This window comes from Eisenbergiella porci (assembly GCF_009696275.1).
Classification (GTDB): domain Bacteria; phylum Bacillota; class Clostridia; order Lachnospirales; family Lachnospiraceae; genus Eisenbergiella; species Eisenbergiella porci.
Genome location: NZ_VUMI01000005.1, coordinates 111163 through 126324, shown reverse-complemented (window position 1 = coordinate 126324; position 15162 = coordinate 111163). Strand labels below are relative to the sequence as shown.

Here is a 15162-nt window from a genome sequence, read left to right as displayed (position 1 = left end):
TCTTGAAACATATGTTCGAACATGCTATAATGACGAAGGCAGATTTTCTGCTGACAGCGGCTATACTGGTTCTTGCAGGGGTTCTGCTGGTCAGGCATTTTACTGCAGGGCCGGGAGACGGCTGGGTAGTGGTCAGCCGTGACGGAGTAGTGGAGGAGCGCCTTCCTCTTTCGGAGGATACTAGGCTTTTGCTGCAGGATGCTTCCGGCAACGAGAATCTGTTGGTAATAGAAGGGGGCAGTGTCCGTCTGGAGGACGCTGACTGTCCGGACAGGCTCTGTGTCAGGCAGGGGGCAATCAGCCGCAGCGGGGAAAGCATCATCTGCCTGCCTCATAAGCTGGTCATAACGATAGAAGGCCGTGCAGAAACGGATTCTTCCGCGCCGGATGCCATGTTGGACTAAAGGGGCAGGCCGGCGTAAACAGGTTCCGGCCTCCCTGGATTGCATGCGGCTTTAATCACATGCGCGCCCTGCGCGCAGATGGGGGCAGACATGAAAAAAACAGCTTTGCTCAGTATGCTGCTTGCCTTCGCGCTGATTCTGGGTTATGTGGAAGCTTTGATCCCGCTTCCCTTCGGCGTCCCCGGAATGAAGCTGGGGCTTCCGAATCTGGCGGTGCTGATTACCATGTACCGTTTTGGGAACAAAGAAGCGCTGATAGTAAATGTTGCGAGGGTATTCCTTGGCGGCTTTTTATTTGGAAATCTATCTGCCATTCTTTACAGCCTTTCAGGCGCCCTGGTGAGTTTCCTTGTCATGTTGGCGATCAAAAGGCTTCCCTGTTTTTCCATAACCGGAGTGAGTGTGGCGGGAGGGACAGCCCATAACTGTGCCCAGCTCGTAGTGGCCATGCTTGTGGTGCAGACGTACCAGACCATATATTATCTGCCGTTTCTGCTCGTTTCAGGCTGTATTACCGGCCTGTGCCTCGGACTGACGGCGGGACAGGTGATGAAGCGCCTGCCGGCCTGGAGAAGTGATTTATAAAGACTGCCTGCAGCTGTGAAGGAACCGAACGGATAATGAATGAAAAAAGCGCCTTCCGGCGCGGACAGGAGTTTGCATGTTTGCATATTTAGTAGGCAAAATCGCCGATATTTCAGAAGATAACCTGGTCCTGGAGGTCAACCATATCGGTTATAATATAAAAATTCCCTCCAGCCTCCATTCCAGCCTTCCGGGAATCGGGGAAGAGATAAAAATACATACCTATACCTGCGTCAGGGAGGATTCCTTTCAGCTGTACGGATTTCTTACAAGGGATGACCTGGACATATTCCGTCTCCTCATCACTGTCAACGGCATCGGCCCCAAGGGGGGACTTGCCGTACTCTCCGTGCTCAGCGCGGATGATATCCGCATGGCGGTTATGTCCCAGGATGCCAAAACAATTGCGAAGGCGCCCGGTATCGGAGCCAAGACGGCACAGCGGGTCATCCTCGATCTGAAGGATAAGGTTTCCCTGGAGGACACCTTTGTTTCCAGGGAGAGCACCGCTTATGTGGAGAATTTCTCCGGACTTACGGATACCCGGAACGAAGCGGTGGAAGCGCTGACCGCTTTGGGCTATTCCGCCACAGAAGCGCTGCGCGCCGTAAAACAGGTGGAAAATGCGGAAGCCATGGATGTGGAAGCTCTGCTGAAGGCAGCATTAAAACATATTATTTAAGGGCCGCGCTGCGGCTGCACAGCGGCTTACAGCTGCATGGAGGATTACATGCCGAGAGTCATTGAAACAAACATTACGGAAGAGGATATCCGGATCGAAGGGACGCTGCGTCCCCAGACCCTGGATGATTATATCGGCCAGGAAAAGGCCAAGGAAAACCTGAAGGTTTACATTGAGGCGGCCAGACAACGCGGAGACGCGCTGGATCATGTTCTGCTTTACGGGCCGCCCGGCCTGGGCAAAACCACGCTGGCAGGCATTATCGCCAATGAAATGGGTGTCAATATGAAGGTAACCAGCGGCCCGGCAATTGAAAAGCCCGGGGAAATGGCTGCAATCCTGAATAATCTTCAGGAGGGCGACCTGCTGTTTGTGGATGAAATACACCGCCTGAACCGGCAGGTGGAGGAAGTGCTTTATCCCGCCATGGAGGATTATGCCATTGACATTATGATTGGAAAAGGCGTCTCCGCCCGTTCCATCCGCCTTGATCTGCCGCATTTCACCCTGGTGGGGGCAACGACAAGAGCCGGCCTGCTGACAGCGCCCCTGCGTGATCGCTTCGGGGTCATTCACAGGCTGGAATTCTACACGGTGGAGGAACTCAAATCCATCATCCGCCATTCCGCCAGGATACTGGATGTGGAAATCGATGAGGGCGGCGCCAGGGAGCTGGCAAGAAGAAGCCGTGGAACGCCGCGCCTTGCTAACCGTCTGCTTAAAAGAGTCCGTGATTTTGCCCAGGTACGCTTTAACGGCGTAATTACACAGGAGGTGGCAAATCAGGCGCTGGATCTTCTGGATGTGGATAAAATGGGGCTGGATCATGTGGATCGGAACATGCTGGACACCATGATTTATAAATTCAGCGGCGGCCCGGTGGGGCTGGATACGCTGGCGGCGGCCATCGGGGAAGATGCAGGCACCATCGAAGAAGTCTACGAGCCGTATCTTCTGAAAAACGGCTTTATCAACCGCACACCCAGAGGAAGAGTGGTAACCGTACTGGCTTATCAGCATTTAGGACTTGAAATTCCGCAGTAGTTTGATCTATAATAGATTTTATATAAATATCGGGTATTGTATAAAGGAGCTAATCTATGGCCGTTAAGACAGATACGGAAGTAATCATAGGCGGGAAGGTCTTTACTCTGAGCGGTTACGAGAGTGAGGAATACCTGCAGAAGGTCGCTTCCTACATCAATAATAAAATGACGGAATACGGCAAGCTGGACAGCTTCCGGAAACAGCCGATTGAAAGGCAGAGCGTTCTGCTTCAGCTGAACATTGCGGATGATTATTTCAAGGCCAGGAAGCAGATAGCATTGCTTGAGGAAGATATCCAGGCTAAGGAAAAGGAACTTTATGATTTGAAGCATGAACTGATCGCTTCCCAGATCAAGCTGGAAAACACGGAGAAATCCATGAAAGGCCTGCAGCGTGATTTGAATGAAAGCTCCAAGAAAATCATACGCCTGGAGACGGAGCTGGCAGATAATAAGAAAAAAGGAAGCAGTGATACCCATCAGAGGAATTAAGCTTCATAAATGGTATATACAAAGGCTGTCTTTAGCAGGACAGTCTTTTTCTATCCTGTTAACCCGGCAGGCTGCGTTTGTCAACTTTGCAGATGCCGGTAAAGCAAAGCGAAAGAAGGAATGGATATTATGAAAAAACCGGAATTACTTGCGCCTGCTGGGGACTATACCTGTTTTCAGGCGGCGCTGAAGGCCGGCGCGGATGCCGTATATATAGGAGGACAGAGGTTCGGGGCCAGGGCCTATGCCGGAAACTTCAGTGACACAGAGGTAGTGGATGCCCTGAAGGAGGCGCATTTTTATGGGAAAAGGCTCTATCTTACCGTAAATACGCTGCTAAAGCAAAATGAAATAGGGGAGCTGGAGGATTTTATCGGCCCATTTTATGAAGCGGGGCTGGATGGCGTAATCGTGCAGGATATCGGGGCGCTGTCACTGTTGGGTACCCTTTTTCCGGGACTGGAGCTTCATGCCAGCACACAGATGACCGTTACGGATGTGCGGGGCGCCGAATTCCTGAAGCAGCTGGGCGTCTGCCGTGTCGTTCCGGCAAGAGAGCTGACCCTTGGGGAAATAGAAGCGCTGTGCCGGGAAAGCGGCATGGAGGTGGAAGCCTTTATCCATGGAGCCATGTGCTATTGCTATTCCGGCCAGTGTTTTTTCAGCAGCCTTCTGGGAGGCAGAAGCGGGAACCGCGGCCGGTGCGCCCAGCCCTGCCGGCAGCCCTACCGGATCCTGCCCGGACAGAACGGACAGGAATGCTATCCGCTGAGCCTGAAGGATATGTGCACGATAGAATTTATCCCTGAGCTGATAAAAGCAGGCATTGATTCCTTTAAAATCGAAGGCCGTATGAAAAAACCGGAGTATGTGGCAGGCGTAACCAGTGTCTACCGCCGCAGAATTGACGCCTGCCTGGACAGTCCGGATGGAGCGGGAAAAGTATCTGCATCCGATATGCATATACTATCTTCCCTCTATATCCGCAGTGAAATCAGCGGCGATTATTATCACAGACATAACGGCAGGGAAATGATAACACTGGATCAGCCCGGCTATGTGGGCTGTGATGAAGCGGTTCTGCAAAATATCCGTTCCGGCATTCTGGAACCGGAGCTTACTGTTCCCGTAATACTGGAGGCCAGCCTTCACCCTGGCCAGCCCCTGCGTCTGAAGGCGGTGCTGGCCGGGAAAGATATTCCTGCGGCAGTTTCCGTGGAAGGACAGGAGGTACAGACTGCCTCCAAACGGCCGCTAAGCCGTGAGGACGTGGAAAAGCAGCTGCGCAGAACCGGCGGAAGCGGCTTCCGGGCAGAGGATATCCGGCTGGATATGGCGGACAACGCATTTTTGCCTGTCAAAGCACTGAATGAAGCAAGACGTCAGGTGCTGGATCTTCTGAAGCAGAAAACAGCACAGGAAAACGGCCCGGTAAGAACAGCAAATAAGTGCCGGCCGGACGCACCTTCAACAGCAAAGGGGATACCATCCTGTGCGGCCGCGGTTTCGGAAAATACACAAAAAAGGAGCGGGATTCCCCACGGTCCGCTTTCTGTGCATGCATCTGTAAAAACCATATCCCAGGCATACAGCTGTCTGAAGGAAGGCGCGGTCAGGCTGTATTTTCCCCATACCTTCCTCCGGGGAGACTGGGAAGCTGCTTTAAAAGACATGAAAAATGAATTTCCGGGAGCAGAACTGTATCTTTCCTTCCCCGTTATTCTCCGTAAACAGGATGAAGCCAGGCTGGAACGCCTGTCTGCTGCCCTGAATACCGGATTATTTGACGGCGTGCAGGCGGCATCTTTATCCGGACGGCAGTGGCTGTACGAAAAGGACTGGAAGGGCGGTGTTGCCCTGGATCACAGGCTGTATCTGTGGAACCGTGAAACCTATGGCTTCTGGGCGGATAAAATGGATACCTACTGCGCGCCGCTGGAGCTGAACCGCAAAGGTATTTATGCGCTGCCAAAGAAAGGGCAGGAGATTCTCGTTTACGGCAGGATTCCCATGATGGTAACGGCAAATTGTATCCGTAAAACCGCGGGAAGCTGTCTGAGGGAGACGGAAAGCCGCCGGGGAAAAACAACGGCCGGGACATCTTGTGAAGTTCTGCATTCAGACAAAGCCTTAAAACAGGCGGTTATGCAGGAATACCGTCTGCTTGACAGATACCAGGCGGAGTTCCCCGTGGAAACAGACTGTGCTTACTGCTACAATATCATTTACAATTCCGTTCCCCTTTCACTTCATGCATATCTGGGAGAAATCGCGGAAAGCGGCGCCGAAGCGGTCCGCCTGGATTTCCTGGAGGAAAGCGGAGCACAGACGGCGGAGCGCATGTCAATTTTTCACCGCCTTTGCATCACCCGCAGTGCGGAGGCGTCAGAGCTTATCAACAGGCAGGTGAACTGGAAATTTACCACCGGACACTTTAAAAAAGGAGCCGAATAACAGGGCATGGAACAATACATCATTGTTTACTCCAAATACATAATCACTCTGTTCATGATACTTTATACAGTGCTTTCTTTTTTTCGGGTATTCTGCACGGAAACAGGCCGGAAAAAATATGACAACCTGCAGAGTGCCTTCATATTTGTCATTCAGTTTGCCGCATTTCTGACCATATGCGTGGAAAAAGGCGATGTGGATTATCTGTTCTTTTATGCCATGTCCCAGATAGCCATTTTTACCGCCATGATGATGTTTTCCATGATTTATCCGGGAATCAACCGGCTGCTGGTGAATCATATGTGTCTGCTGCTGGGGACCGGTTTTGTGATATTGACCCGACTGGATCTGCACAAAGCCGGAAAACAGCTGTTTATCTCGGCCGCTTCCCTGGCCGTCGCCCTGGCGGTCCCACTGTTTATCCGCAGATGCCGCTTCTGGAAAAAACTGACCTGGGCCTATGCCGGGGCAGGTATTACGGCCATCGGCGCCGTGCTCATATTAGGGCAGGTGACGCATGGCTCCAAGCTGTCCTTTTCCCTGGGAGGAATCACCTTCCAGCCCTCGGAATTTGTGAAAATCCTGTTCCTGTTCTGCATGGCCGCCATCCTCTGGGAGGATTCCTCCTTTAAAAATGTGGCCCTCAGCGGCGCGGTTGCCGCGGCTCACATTCTGATCCTGGTGGCCTCCAGGGATCTGGGCAGCGCCCTGATTTTTTTCGCCGCCTATGTATTCCTGGTTTTCTTTGCCACCGGAAAATACCGATATCTGCTGGCAGGGGCCGGCGCCGGAGGTGTGGCTTCCTATCTGGCTTTCCTGATATTCAGGCACGTGCAGGTCAGAGTACAGGCCTGGAAGGATCCCTGGAGCGTAATTGACAACCAGGGCTACCAGATTACCCAGTCGCTCTTTGCCATGTCCCGGGGAAGCTGGTTCGGCCTCGGAATCGGCCAGGGTACGCCGAAGGACATCCCCTATGTGGAGACCGACTTTATTTTTGCCGCGGTGACGGAAGAACTGGGAATCATTTTTTCCATCTGCCTGATTTTCATATGTATTTCCTGTTTTTTTATGATTCTAAAAATTGCCCTTTATTCCTCCGATCCCTTTTTCCGCCTGATTGCTTCGGGCTTCGGCGTAATGTATATTTTTCAGATTTTCCTCACCATCGGGGGCGGCACCAAATTCATCCCGCTGACCGGCGTGACTCTTCCTCTGGTCAGCTATGGAGGAAGCAGCGTCATGACCACCCTGATCCTTTTTTCCATCATGCAGGGAATCTGGCTCAGGGAACAGGACGAATGGGAAAAAGAAAACCGCAGACGCAGAAAGGCGTATGATGGGAGCGGCGTCGGGGAAGAGCCGTATGAGGAAGACTATATAGAAGAAGACTATCAGGATTACAACGATATGGAAAATGATGCAGTGGATGACGAATATATGGAAGACGGGGATTATGAAGAAGAAGGCTGGAATGAAGATGAGTACGAAGAAGACGACTTTGAAGAAGACTACCGCAACGGCCCGGAAAAAGAAATCTACTGGGACGATGAAGAGGAAGCGCCCTGGAACGGAAGAAAAAATATACGATACCCGAAGGGCAAATAGAAACCTGATCGGCACAGCAGCTTTTTTCTGCTGCCTTTTTGCGGGCCTTATTATCTATCTGTGCACCTATGTCACCTCCAATTCCGAAGCCCTGTTCAATAACAGCTACAACAGCCGGCAGGCTGTCCTTGCAACGAAAAACACCCGCGGCACCATTTACTCTGCGGACGGAGAAATCCTTGCACAGACAATCAGGGATGAATCAGGAAAAGAAGTCCGCAATTATCCCTATGACAACATGTTTGCCCATATCGTAGGCTATTCCGACAAAGGAAAAACCGGACTGGAAAGCCTGGCCAACTACTACCTGATCAACACCTCGGCCACTGTAGCCCAGCAGGCCGGCAACTCCGCCTCCGGCAAAAAGAATCCGGGAAACAACCTCTATACTACCCTGGACACTGGGCTTCAGGAGGTTGCCTATAAAGCGATGGGCATATATGAGGGCGCAATTGTGGTCATGGAACCCGATACCGGGAAAATACTTGCCATGGTCTCCAAACCGGATTTTAATCCCAATGAAATTGCCGGAATCTGGGACGAAGTCACAGCGGACACCGAAAATTCCAGCCTGCTGAACAGAGCCTCCCAGGGCGTATATCCGCCAGGCTCCACCTTTAAAATCGTGACTTCACTGGAATACATCCGTGAAAATCCGAATACCTGGTCAAATTACACCTACCAGTGCAACGGCAGCTATACCCATGGAGAGAATACCATCCGCTGCTTCCACGGAAGCAAACACGGCCAGGTTTCCTTTGAACGCTCCTTTGCCAAGTCCTGCAATGCCTCCTTCGCCAACATCGGCATGACGCTGGATAAACAAAGCTTTGTTTCCACCATGCAGGATCTCCTCTTTAACCAGGAGCTTCCCATTGACATTCCCTACTCCAAAAGCCACATCCAGCTAACCGCCGACAGCGGTGACGAGGATCTCATACAGACCGTCATAGGCCAGGGCAAGACCCAGATCACCCCTCTGCATTTATGCATGATAACCTCCGCCATAGCCAACGACGGACTTCTGATGCGCCCCTACGAAATGGAACGCATTGAAAGCGCGGACGGTAAAATCATCAAACAATTCCAGGCACAGCAGTACCGCCGCCTCATGACCTCTGAAGAAGCCGCCGCACTGCGCGGCCTGATGACCGACGTGGTGGAAGAGGGCACCGCCTCCCGCCTCTCCGGCCTTACTTACACAGCCGCAGGCAAAACAGGTTCCGCCGAATTCAACCAGAACAAAGCCGATTCCCACGCTTGGTTCACCGGCTTCGCCCCCGCCGACCACCCGGAAATCGCCGTTACCGTCATCATAGAAGGCATCGGATCCGGCAGCGACTACGCCGTCCCCATAGCCAAAAGAATCTTCGACGCCTACTTCAACGCCGGTTTTTGATGGGGGTGGGGGGGTGCCGCTGTCTGTTTTTGCTTCCGGGCCCGGCATACGCTCCGGGGCGGCTGTGGGACGTGGGGGGATTTTTCTGCTCCAGTCTCAAAAACGGGGTGTTTCTAATTGCTCCAAAACGGCAGAATCCTGTCAACGCGGCTGAACTCCTCACACAGCGGCCTTTGGCCGGCTGCGTTCGTCAGACAAGCCGCTAAGGGCGACAGGGTTCTGCAGTTTTGAAGCAATAAGAAACATCTCCGTTTTTTCCAATGGAGCAGAAAAATCCCCCCACGTCCCACAGCCGCCCCGGAGCGTATGCCGGGCCCGGAAGCAAAAACAGACAGCGGCACCCCTCAGCAGGCGGTATGAAGGACAAGGACAGCGAAATTGAAGGATTTTCAGTTAATTAAGGGAGATGGATGTAGTTAAGTATTTTGGGAATATTTTAAATAAAGCGTTTCCTTCCCTTGTTTGTTTTTTCTTTTAACTTTATCTTATGTGTAGTCTAGTCTATACGAGTTACTGTTTCGGGGCTGAGGGCGGGTTTTCTGGGCGGGAGGGGATTGGGGGGCGCTGCCTGGCCCTGTTTCCGGGACCGTGGGGGGGAGGTGGGGTGTTTTGGGAACCATTGGAAAAAACGGTGATGTTTCTTATTGCTCCGAAACAACAGAATTCTGTCGCCCGTAGCGGCTTGTCTGACGAACGCAGCCGGCCAAAGGCCGCTGTGTGAGGAGTTTCAGCCGCGTTGACAGAATTCTGTTGTTTCGGAACAATTAGAAACACCCCGTTTTTTCCAATGGTTCCCAAAACACCCCACCTCCCCCCCACGGTCCCGGAAACAGGGCCAGGCAGCGCCCCCCAATCCCCTCCCGCCCAGAAAACCCGCCCTACAGCCCCGGAACAGTAACTCGTATAGACGTCCTCCCTACACATCTAATAAAGAATTTTGTACTTGCCTTACGGGGGGTTTTGGGATATACTTTATGTAGTTTATGCAATTGAATATGCGTTCTGTGTTTTGAGATATGGGGCGCGGCTCACACCAAACAGGAGGAATTGCAATGATAGAAGCAACAAGCTGTGGCGGTGTGGTTATTTTCCGTGGGAAGATTCTGCTTTTGTATAAGAATTTCAAGAACAAGTATGAAGGCTGGGTGCTGCCCAAGGGAACGGTAGAGGCAGGAGAAGAATATAAGGATACGGCGCTCCGGGAGGTTCTTGAGGAGAGCGGTGCCAGGGCATCCATTATCAAGTATATCGGGAAGAGTGAGTATACCTTCAGTGTGCCGGAGGATACGGTGGACAAGGAGGTTCACTGGTATCTGATGATGGCCGACAGTTATTACAGTAAACCACAACGTGAGGAATATTTTGTTGACTCCGGATTCTATAAGTATCATGAGGCTTATCATCTGCTCAAGTTTGCCAATGAGAAGCAGATATTGGAGAAGGCCTATCATGAATATCTGGATCTCAAGAAGAAGAATTTGTGGGGCAGCAAAAAGTATTTCTGAGGTTTCCGGCAGCCGTCCGGGAATTTTACACAAAAAAGGCGGTAAGGCGGAATGGACATTATTCCATGCCGCCTTTCTTCAATCAAATTCTTCCTTATTGTATAAAAGAGGCAGAAACAGGCAAATTTGTAAATAGCAGGTAAATGTTCAGGGTAACAGGCTGCTGCAGTGCAATGCCGTAATCTGCTTCGGAAAGAAAGTGACAGGCACAATGAAGTTCTACAGACATTTGTATGTCAGTGAAAGCATCCGCAATCCGGAAAAAGTGAAATGGAAGCTGAGGGCGAATGCCGGGCAGTTTTCCATCTATATTATTGCATTGGCGAAGTCTGATGATCAGCTGGACATTTTCCATTGTGCTCTTTTGCAGCAGAAGTTTTACGATAAGGAGGATCTGTTTATCGTAGGTCTTGCCGCAAGCTATACGGAAGCCGTGGATATGGTAGTTGCCATGACGGAAAAGGTGGTCAGGGAAACCGGGGGCGCGGATATCAAAAAATATATTCTGGAGCACAGATAAAGCAGGAGCTGAAGCCATGGGAATCGTAATCGGTATTTTAAAAACAGTGGGCGTTATCCTGCTCATCATTCTGGCCGTTCTCCTTCTGATTTTATGTTTGATTCTTTTTGTTCCGGTCAGATATCGGGCCAGGGGCGAAATTCCGGCAGAGGGTAAGCCTCATGGAATTATCCGTCTGACCTGGTTTTTTTCTTTCCTCAGCTATAGTCTGGAGTATGACACGGGCAAGTATGAGAAGAATTATCTTTCACAGCTGAAAATATGCGGTTTTCGTTTCCGTATGAAGCAGAAGGTGCCGAAGGCAGCGGCGGCTGATGAAAAAAAGTCTGTTCCGGGCGGGGATGATGCCGGAAAAAGTGCGGAAGAGGAGAAGAAGCCGGAAAACGAAGGGCAGCGTTCGGGAGAAGCTGTCCAGAAAGTTCAGAAGCTTCAGGAAAAAGACACCGGCAAAGAGCGGAGCGCGCAAGGCCGGGAGGACGGAAGCTGTAAAGGTGAAGAACAGAAGGGTGAAGAGATAAAGGGAAAGAAACCGGAAGAAGAATCAGAACAAGAGTCAAAACCGGAAGGGAAGTCAAATAAGGAATCTGAAGAAAAGAAAACAGATTCACACAAAACCGCCTGGTTGGTACGCCTCAGTGGTATGCTTTCTTCTTTCTTTAAAGCTGTTAAGGAAACTTTTCAGAATATTCAGTACACAATCAGTAAGCTCTGTGATAAAATAAAGCAGATCCGGGACAATATAGATTATTATATAGATGTTCTCACATTGGATGAGACACAATTGATCCTGAAAAATGTACATGGGGAGGCCGGAAGGCTGCTGCGGCATCTCAGGCCCCGGAAAATGAAGGTGGATTTCATTGTTGGAACCGGGGATCCCGCATCTACGGGCCAGATATTGGCCATACACGGAATGCTGTACCCGATAATTGGCGAGACTGTCCATATCAGTCCCGATTTTGAAAAACCCCGCCTGGAGGGAGAGTTTTATATCCGCGGCAGGGTGCGGTTCGTGGTGGCTTTTGCCGCGGTGCTCCGCATTATACTTGATAAGAAGACCTGGAGATTCGTCAGACGGCTTAAAAAGGAGGAAATGACAAATGGCAGAAAAAAATAACGGCATCAGTTCCGTAATGGAATCCCTGCTGAAAGGCGCCAATGCTTTGATGTCAACTAAGACGGTGGTGGGAGAGGCGACAAAAATCGATGATACGATTATAGTTCCTCTTGTTGACGTCAGCTTCGGCGTAGGTGCGGGAGCCAGCTGCAACGGCAGCAAGGACGGCGGAGCCGGAGGCTTGTCCGGGAAAATGACTCCCAGTGCGGTTCTCCTGATTAAAAACGGCCAGACGAAGCTGGTTAATATTAAAAATCAGGACAGCGTTACCAAGATACTGGATATGATTCCCGACCTGGTGGATAAGTTCACTACCAAGGATGAAACGATGATGAGCGATGAGGAAGCTGAAAAAGCGGCGTTTCCTTCGGAAGGTGATGAGGTAATCGATTAGAGAGTTTCAAAAGAAAAACCCTGGCTTGCTGCCGGGGTTTTTCTTTTGTCATTAATAGTTCGGGCAACAAAGCATCGGACGGCCTGCGCCGGCATACTATATTAGTAAAGCCGTCAGGAGTAAGCAGATGCAGCAAATGTGGAAGTTCGTAGGAATTATCGTATTCAGTATCGCCTTTGGCATGGTTCTAACACTGCTCATTTCCAACAGGCTTGCCGGGCTTATCGTGGCAGTTATTCTGCTGCTGGTGAGCTATAATATGATTTTCTGCGAAAAATAGAGTAAGAGCAGTATCAGGCAATACGGCCCAGACATACCGGCCTTAGGGCAATTTTCAAATATGCTCCAGCCTGCATCACACATTTAAGGCACAAAAAAAGACTGTCTGTAAATTCGATACCGAATTCTGACAGTCTTGTCTTTGTGTCAATCATTTCAACAGACCTCATAGCAAAGGGATTCATTCCCCGGAATATAATTCCTTGGGAGATTAAATCTCAGGAAACAGTTCCTTTTATGCCCTTTCTACTCTGCCGGACTTAAGACAATTGGTACATACGTGCATTTTCTTGGATGCGCCGTTCACCTTGCATTTCACGCTTTTAACATTTGAGTTCCAGATATGATTGGATCTTCTATGGGAATGGCTTACGTTGTTTCCAAAATGAACACCCTTACCGCAAATATCACATTTTGCCATCTTCGCACCTCCTAAACCATAATAATTTTTCAGACCACAACATGTGTATAATACCAGAAAAATAATTGTTTGGCAAGCAAAATTTGCCGGATTATCTGAAAATTAAATAAGACTTCCATTTTTTCCGGAAAGCGGTTATAATAATCTTATATTTTTCGGTAAGAAAGAAGGAGGTACTACATGAAGGGCTCTTCTATGAATACCCATATGGGCAATATAACCATCGATAAAGAAGTTATTGCGCAGTATGCTGGTACAGTGGCAATGGAATGCTTCGGTATCGTCGGCATGGGAATCACCGTGAAGGACGTAGTGAAGCTTTTAAGAAAAGATAATCTGGCCAAGGGCATTACGGTAACAATTAACAATAATAAACTGACACTGGACTTCCATGTAATTGTTTCCTATGGTGTTAGTATTCTGGCTGTTTCGGACAACCTGATAGATAATGTGAAGTATAAAGTGGAAGAATTCACCGGAATGGAAATTGAGAAAATCAACATCTTCGTAGAAGGTGTACGAGTGATTGATTAAGGAGGACTTTAGTTGTGAGTTTAAATACTATAGACGCTAAGGTATTTGCGAAGATGTTCTTAGCAGGCGCCAAGAATCTTGAGAGTAAAAAAGAATGGATTAATGAACTGAACGTATTTCCGGTTCCTGACGGAGATACGGGTACTAATATGACCCTCACAATCATGTCCGCCGCCAAAGAAGTGGCTGCAATGAAAGAACCCGACATGATGACTCTTGCAAAGGCTATTTCCTCCGGTTCCCTCCGCGGTGCGAGAGGGAATTCTGGCGTTATCCTTTCCCAGCTTTTCCGCGGTTTTACCAAGGGTATCCGCGAGTATGATGAGATAACCATCCCGATTCTTGCCGCTGCAGGGGAAAAGGCTGTGGAGACCGCATATAAAGCGGTAATGAAGCCTAAGGAGGGAACCATTCTTACCGTGGCAAAGGGCGCTTCCATGAAAGCGCGTGAGCTTGCTGACGCAGGTGAGACAGATATGGAGAAGTTTATCCGGGAAGTCATTGAGCACGCGGAATATGTTCTAAGTCAGACACCGGAAATGCTCCCTGTCCTGAAGCAGGCGGGTGTGGTGGATTCAGGCGGACAGGGGCTTATTGAGGTGCTTCACGGTTCCTTTGACGCTTTCCTTGGCAAGGAGATTGATTTCTCGATCAGCGAACCTGTACAGAGCTCATCCCGCCAGTCTGCCGTGAATGCCAGCCTGGAAGCGCAGGCCAATATGGAAATCAAGTTTGGTTACTGTACGGAATTTATCATAATGCTGAGCAAAACTTTCAATATCAAGCAGGAGATGGATTTCAAGGCATATCTGGAATCCATAGGCGATTCCATTGTTGTGGTTGCGGATGATGACGTGGTCAAGGTGCACGTACATACCAATGACCCCGGACTCGCAATCCAGAAGGCATTGAAGTATGGCGCTCTTTCCAATTTGAAAATAGACAATATGCGTCTGGAGCATCAGGAGAAGCTTTTCAAGATGTCAGGGGATGCACAGGATACCACGGAAGCACCCGCGGCAGAAGAAGAGACGGCTGAACGCAAGGAAGCCGGGTTTATCGCGGTTTCCGTAGGCGAAGGCATTGATGAGATCTTTAAGGGACTTGGTGTTGACCATATTATAGCCGGCGGCCAGACCATGAATCCAAGCACTGAGGATGTAATAAACGCCATCAATCAGGTAAATGCGGATACGGTTTATGTGCTGCCCAATAATAAAAATATTATTCTTGCAGCCAACCAGGCGAAATATCTGGTAGAGGATAAGAAGGTGATCGTAGTTCCCACCAAGACCATTCCCCAGGGTATTACGGCTGTGATTAATTATGTCCCGGATATGGGCGCAGAAGAGAATGAAGCCTCCATGACAGAGGAAATCTGCCATGTAAAGACCGGCGAGGTTACCTATGCCGTAAGGGATACTGTCATTGACGATAAGGAGATCAAGCAGGGAGACTACATGGGCATCGGGGATGCCGGCATCCTTTCTGTAGGCGGTGATATTGAAGATGTTTCCTTCCGCATGGTGGAAGCCATGATGGATGAGGATCTTGAGCTTATCAGCATCTATTATGGCGCAGACATCACGGAAGAGGCGGCACAGAAGCTGAAGGGCAGAATCGAAGCGGAATATCCTTCCTGTGACATTGAGCTGCAGTACGGCGGACAGCCGATTTATTACTATATTATTTCAGCAGAATAAGCCTGAAGGTTTCTTTCAG

The 15162-nt window shown here is 49.9% G+C and carries 16 protein-coding genes; 15 read left to right on the top strand and 1 reads right to left on the bottom strand.

What is annotated here, in order from left to right:
- Positions 1–11 precede the first annotated feature (11 nt).
- The 13 genes from FYJ45_RS04740 to FYJ45_RS04680 all read left to right on the top strand — a co-directional run bounded on the left by FYJ45_RS04740 (position 12) and on the right by FYJ45_RS04680 (position 12486).
- Positions 12–404, top strand: coding sequence for a NusG domain II-containing protein (locus tag FYJ45_RS04740; RefSeq protein ID WP_235930583.1), 393 nt, complete (start codon positions 12–14; stop codon positions 402–404).
- A gap of 90 nt (positions 405–494) precedes the next feature.
- Positions 495–989, top strand: a complete 495-nt coding sequence (locus FYJ45_RS04735) for a Gx transporter family protein (RefSeq protein ID WP_154463682.1) — start codon at positions 495–497, stop codon at positions 987–989.
- A gap of 76 nt (positions 990–1065) precedes the next feature.
- Positions 1066–1671: a Holliday junction branch migration protein RuvA gene (ruvA, locus tag FYJ45_RS04730; protein WP_154463681.1), complete on the top strand. Its 606-nt coding sequence runs from the start codon at positions 1066–1068 to the stop codon at positions 1669–1671.
- A gap of 48 nt (positions 1672–1719) precedes the next feature.
- The gene (ruvB, locus tag FYJ45_RS04725) at positions 1720–2715 is read left to right on the top strand and encodes a Holliday junction branch migration DNA helicase RuvB (protein WP_154463680.1); all 996 of its coding nucleotides are present in this window, start codon (positions 1720–1722) and stop codon (positions 2713–2715) included.
- A gap of 56 nt (positions 2716–2771) precedes the next feature.
- Positions 2772–3209 carry a cell division protein ZapA gene (gene zapA / locus FYJ45_RS04720; RefSeq protein ID WP_154463679.1) on the top strand — a complete coding sequence of 146 codons (438 nt, stop codon included), beginning with the start codon at positions 2772–2774 and terminating at the stop codon, positions 3207–3209.
- A 129-nt stretch (positions 3210–3338) separates the two neighbouring features.
- Positions 3339–5663, top strand: a complete 2325-nt coding sequence (locus FYJ45_RS04715; protein ID WP_195841659.1) for a peptidase U32 family protein — start codon at positions 3339–3341, stop codon at positions 5661–5663.
- 6 nt (positions 5664–5669) lie between these two features.
- A complete protein-coding gene (locus FYJ45_RS04710) occupies positions 5670–7271 on the top strand; it encodes an FtsW/RodA/SpoVE family cell cycle protein (RefSeq protein WP_235930571.1) in 1602 nt (533 codons plus the stop codon).
- The gene (locus FYJ45_RS04705) at positions 7213–8670 is read left to right on the top strand and encodes a peptidoglycan D,D-transpeptidase FtsI family protein (protein ID WP_235930570.1); all 1458 of its coding nucleotides are present in this window, start codon (positions 7213–7215) and stop codon (positions 8668–8670) included. Before FYJ45_RS04710 ends, FYJ45_RS04705 begins: the two co-directional genes overlap by 59 nt.
- 1052 nt (positions 8671–9722) lie before the next feature.
- Entirely contained in the window at positions 9723–10175 is a 453-nt protein-coding gene (locus FYJ45_RS04700; protein ID WP_025490010.1) for an NUDIX hydrolase, read from the top strand.
- 199 nt (positions 10176–10374) lie between these two features.
- A complete protein-coding gene (locus FYJ45_RS04695; RefSeq protein WP_117544964.1) occupies positions 10375–10695 on the top strand; it encodes a hypothetical protein in 321 nt (106 codons plus the stop codon).
- A gap of 16 nt (positions 10696–10711) precedes the next feature.
- On the top strand, positions 10712–11812 hold the full coding sequence (locus FYJ45_RS04690; RefSeq protein ID WP_154463677.1) for a DUF2953 domain-containing protein: 1101 nt from the start codon (positions 10712–10714) through the stop codon (positions 11810–11812).
- Positions 11796–12206: a GerW family sporulation protein gene (locus FYJ45_RS04685; RefSeq protein WP_154463676.1), complete on the top strand. Its 411-nt coding sequence runs from the start codon at positions 11796–11798 to the stop codon at positions 12204–12206. The genes FYJ45_RS04690 and FYJ45_RS04685 overlap by 17 nt, the downstream gene beginning before the upstream one ends.
- Before the next feature lie 127 nt (positions 12207–12333).
- Entirely contained in the window at positions 12334–12486 is a 153-nt protein-coding gene (locus FYJ45_RS04680) for a hypothetical protein (RefSeq protein ID WP_021633553.1), read from the top strand.
- A gap of 234 nt (positions 12487–12720) precedes the next feature.
- On the opposite strand, the gene rpmB is transcribed toward FYJ45_RS04680, so the two are convergent.
- A complete protein-coding gene (gene rpmB, locus FYJ45_RS04675; RefSeq protein ID WP_025490009.1) occupies positions 12721–12906 on the bottom strand; it encodes a 50S ribosomal protein L28 in 186 nt (61 codons plus the stop codon).
- A gap of 180 nt (positions 12907–13086) precedes the next feature.
- On the opposite strand from rpmB, the gene FYJ45_RS04670 reads away from it, so the two are divergent.
- Positions 13087–13440, top strand: coding sequence for an Asp23/Gls24 family envelope stress response protein (locus FYJ45_RS04670; protein WP_021633552.1), 354 nt, complete (start codon positions 13087–13089; stop codon positions 13438–13440).
- A 14-nt stretch (positions 13441–13454) separates the two neighbouring features.
- Positions 13455–15143 (top strand): DAK2 domain-containing protein, encoded by a 1689-nt coding sequence (locus FYJ45_RS04665; protein ID WP_276892133.1) that lies wholly within the window; start codon positions 13455–13457, stop codon positions 15141–15143.
- Positions 15144–15162: the final 19 nt, after the last annotated feature.

Bases quoted from the DNA above. Each gene is read 5' to 3' on its own strand.
- FYJ45_RS04685 (WP_154463676.1), top strand. From the start codon at position 11,796: ATGGCAGAAAAAAATAACGGCATCAGTTCCGTAATGGAATCCCTGCTG.
- ruvB (WP_154463680.1), top strand. From the start codon at position 1,720: ATGCCGAGAGTCATTGAAACAAACATTACGGAAGAGGATATCCGGATC.
- FYJ45_RS04740 (WP_235930583.1), top strand. From the start codon at position 12: ATGTTCGAACATGCTATAATGACGAAGGCAGATTTTCTGCTGACAGCG.
- zapA (WP_154463679.1), top strand. From the start codon at position 2,772: ATGGCCGTTAAGACAGATACGGAAGTAATCATAGGCGGGAAGGTCTTT.
- FYJ45_RS04700 (WP_025490010.1), top strand. From the start codon at position 9,723: ATGATAGAAGCAACAAGCTGTGGCGGTGTGGTTATTTTCCGTGGGAAG.
- FYJ45_RS04710 (WP_235930571.1), top strand. From the start codon at position 5,670: ATGGAACAATACATCATTGTTTACTCCAAATACATAATCACTCTGTTC.
- FYJ45_RS04715 (WP_195841659.1), top strand. From the start codon at position 3,339: ATGAAAAAACCGGAATTACTTGCGCCTGCTGGGGACTATACCTGTTTT.
- FYJ45_RS04690 (WP_154463677.1), top strand. From the start codon at position 10,712: ATGGGAATCGTAATCGGTATTTTAAAAACAGTGGGCGTTATCCTGCTC.
- FYJ45_RS04680 (WP_021633553.1), top strand. From the start codon at position 12,334: ATGCAGCAAATGTGGAAGTTCGTAGGAATTATCGTATTCAGTATCGCC.
- rpmB (WP_025490009.1), bottom strand. From the start codon at position 12,906: ATGGCAAAATGTGATATTTGCGGTAAGGGTGTTCATTTTGGAAACAAC.
- FYJ45_RS04735 (WP_154463682.1), top strand. From the start codon at position 495: ATGAAAAAAACAGCTTTGCTCAGTATGCTGCTTGCCTTCGCGCTGATT.
- FYJ45_RS04670 (WP_021633552.1), top strand. From the start codon at position 13,087: ATGAAGGGCTCTTCTATGAATACCCATATGGGCAATATAACCATCGAT.
- FYJ45_RS04705 (WP_235930570.1), top strand. From the start codon at position 7,213: ATGAAGAGGAAGCGCCCTGGAACGGAAGAAAAAATATACGATACCCGA.
- ruvA (WP_154463681.1), top strand. From the start codon at position 1,066: ATGTTTGCATATTTAGTAGGCAAAATCGCCGATATTTCAGAAGATAAC.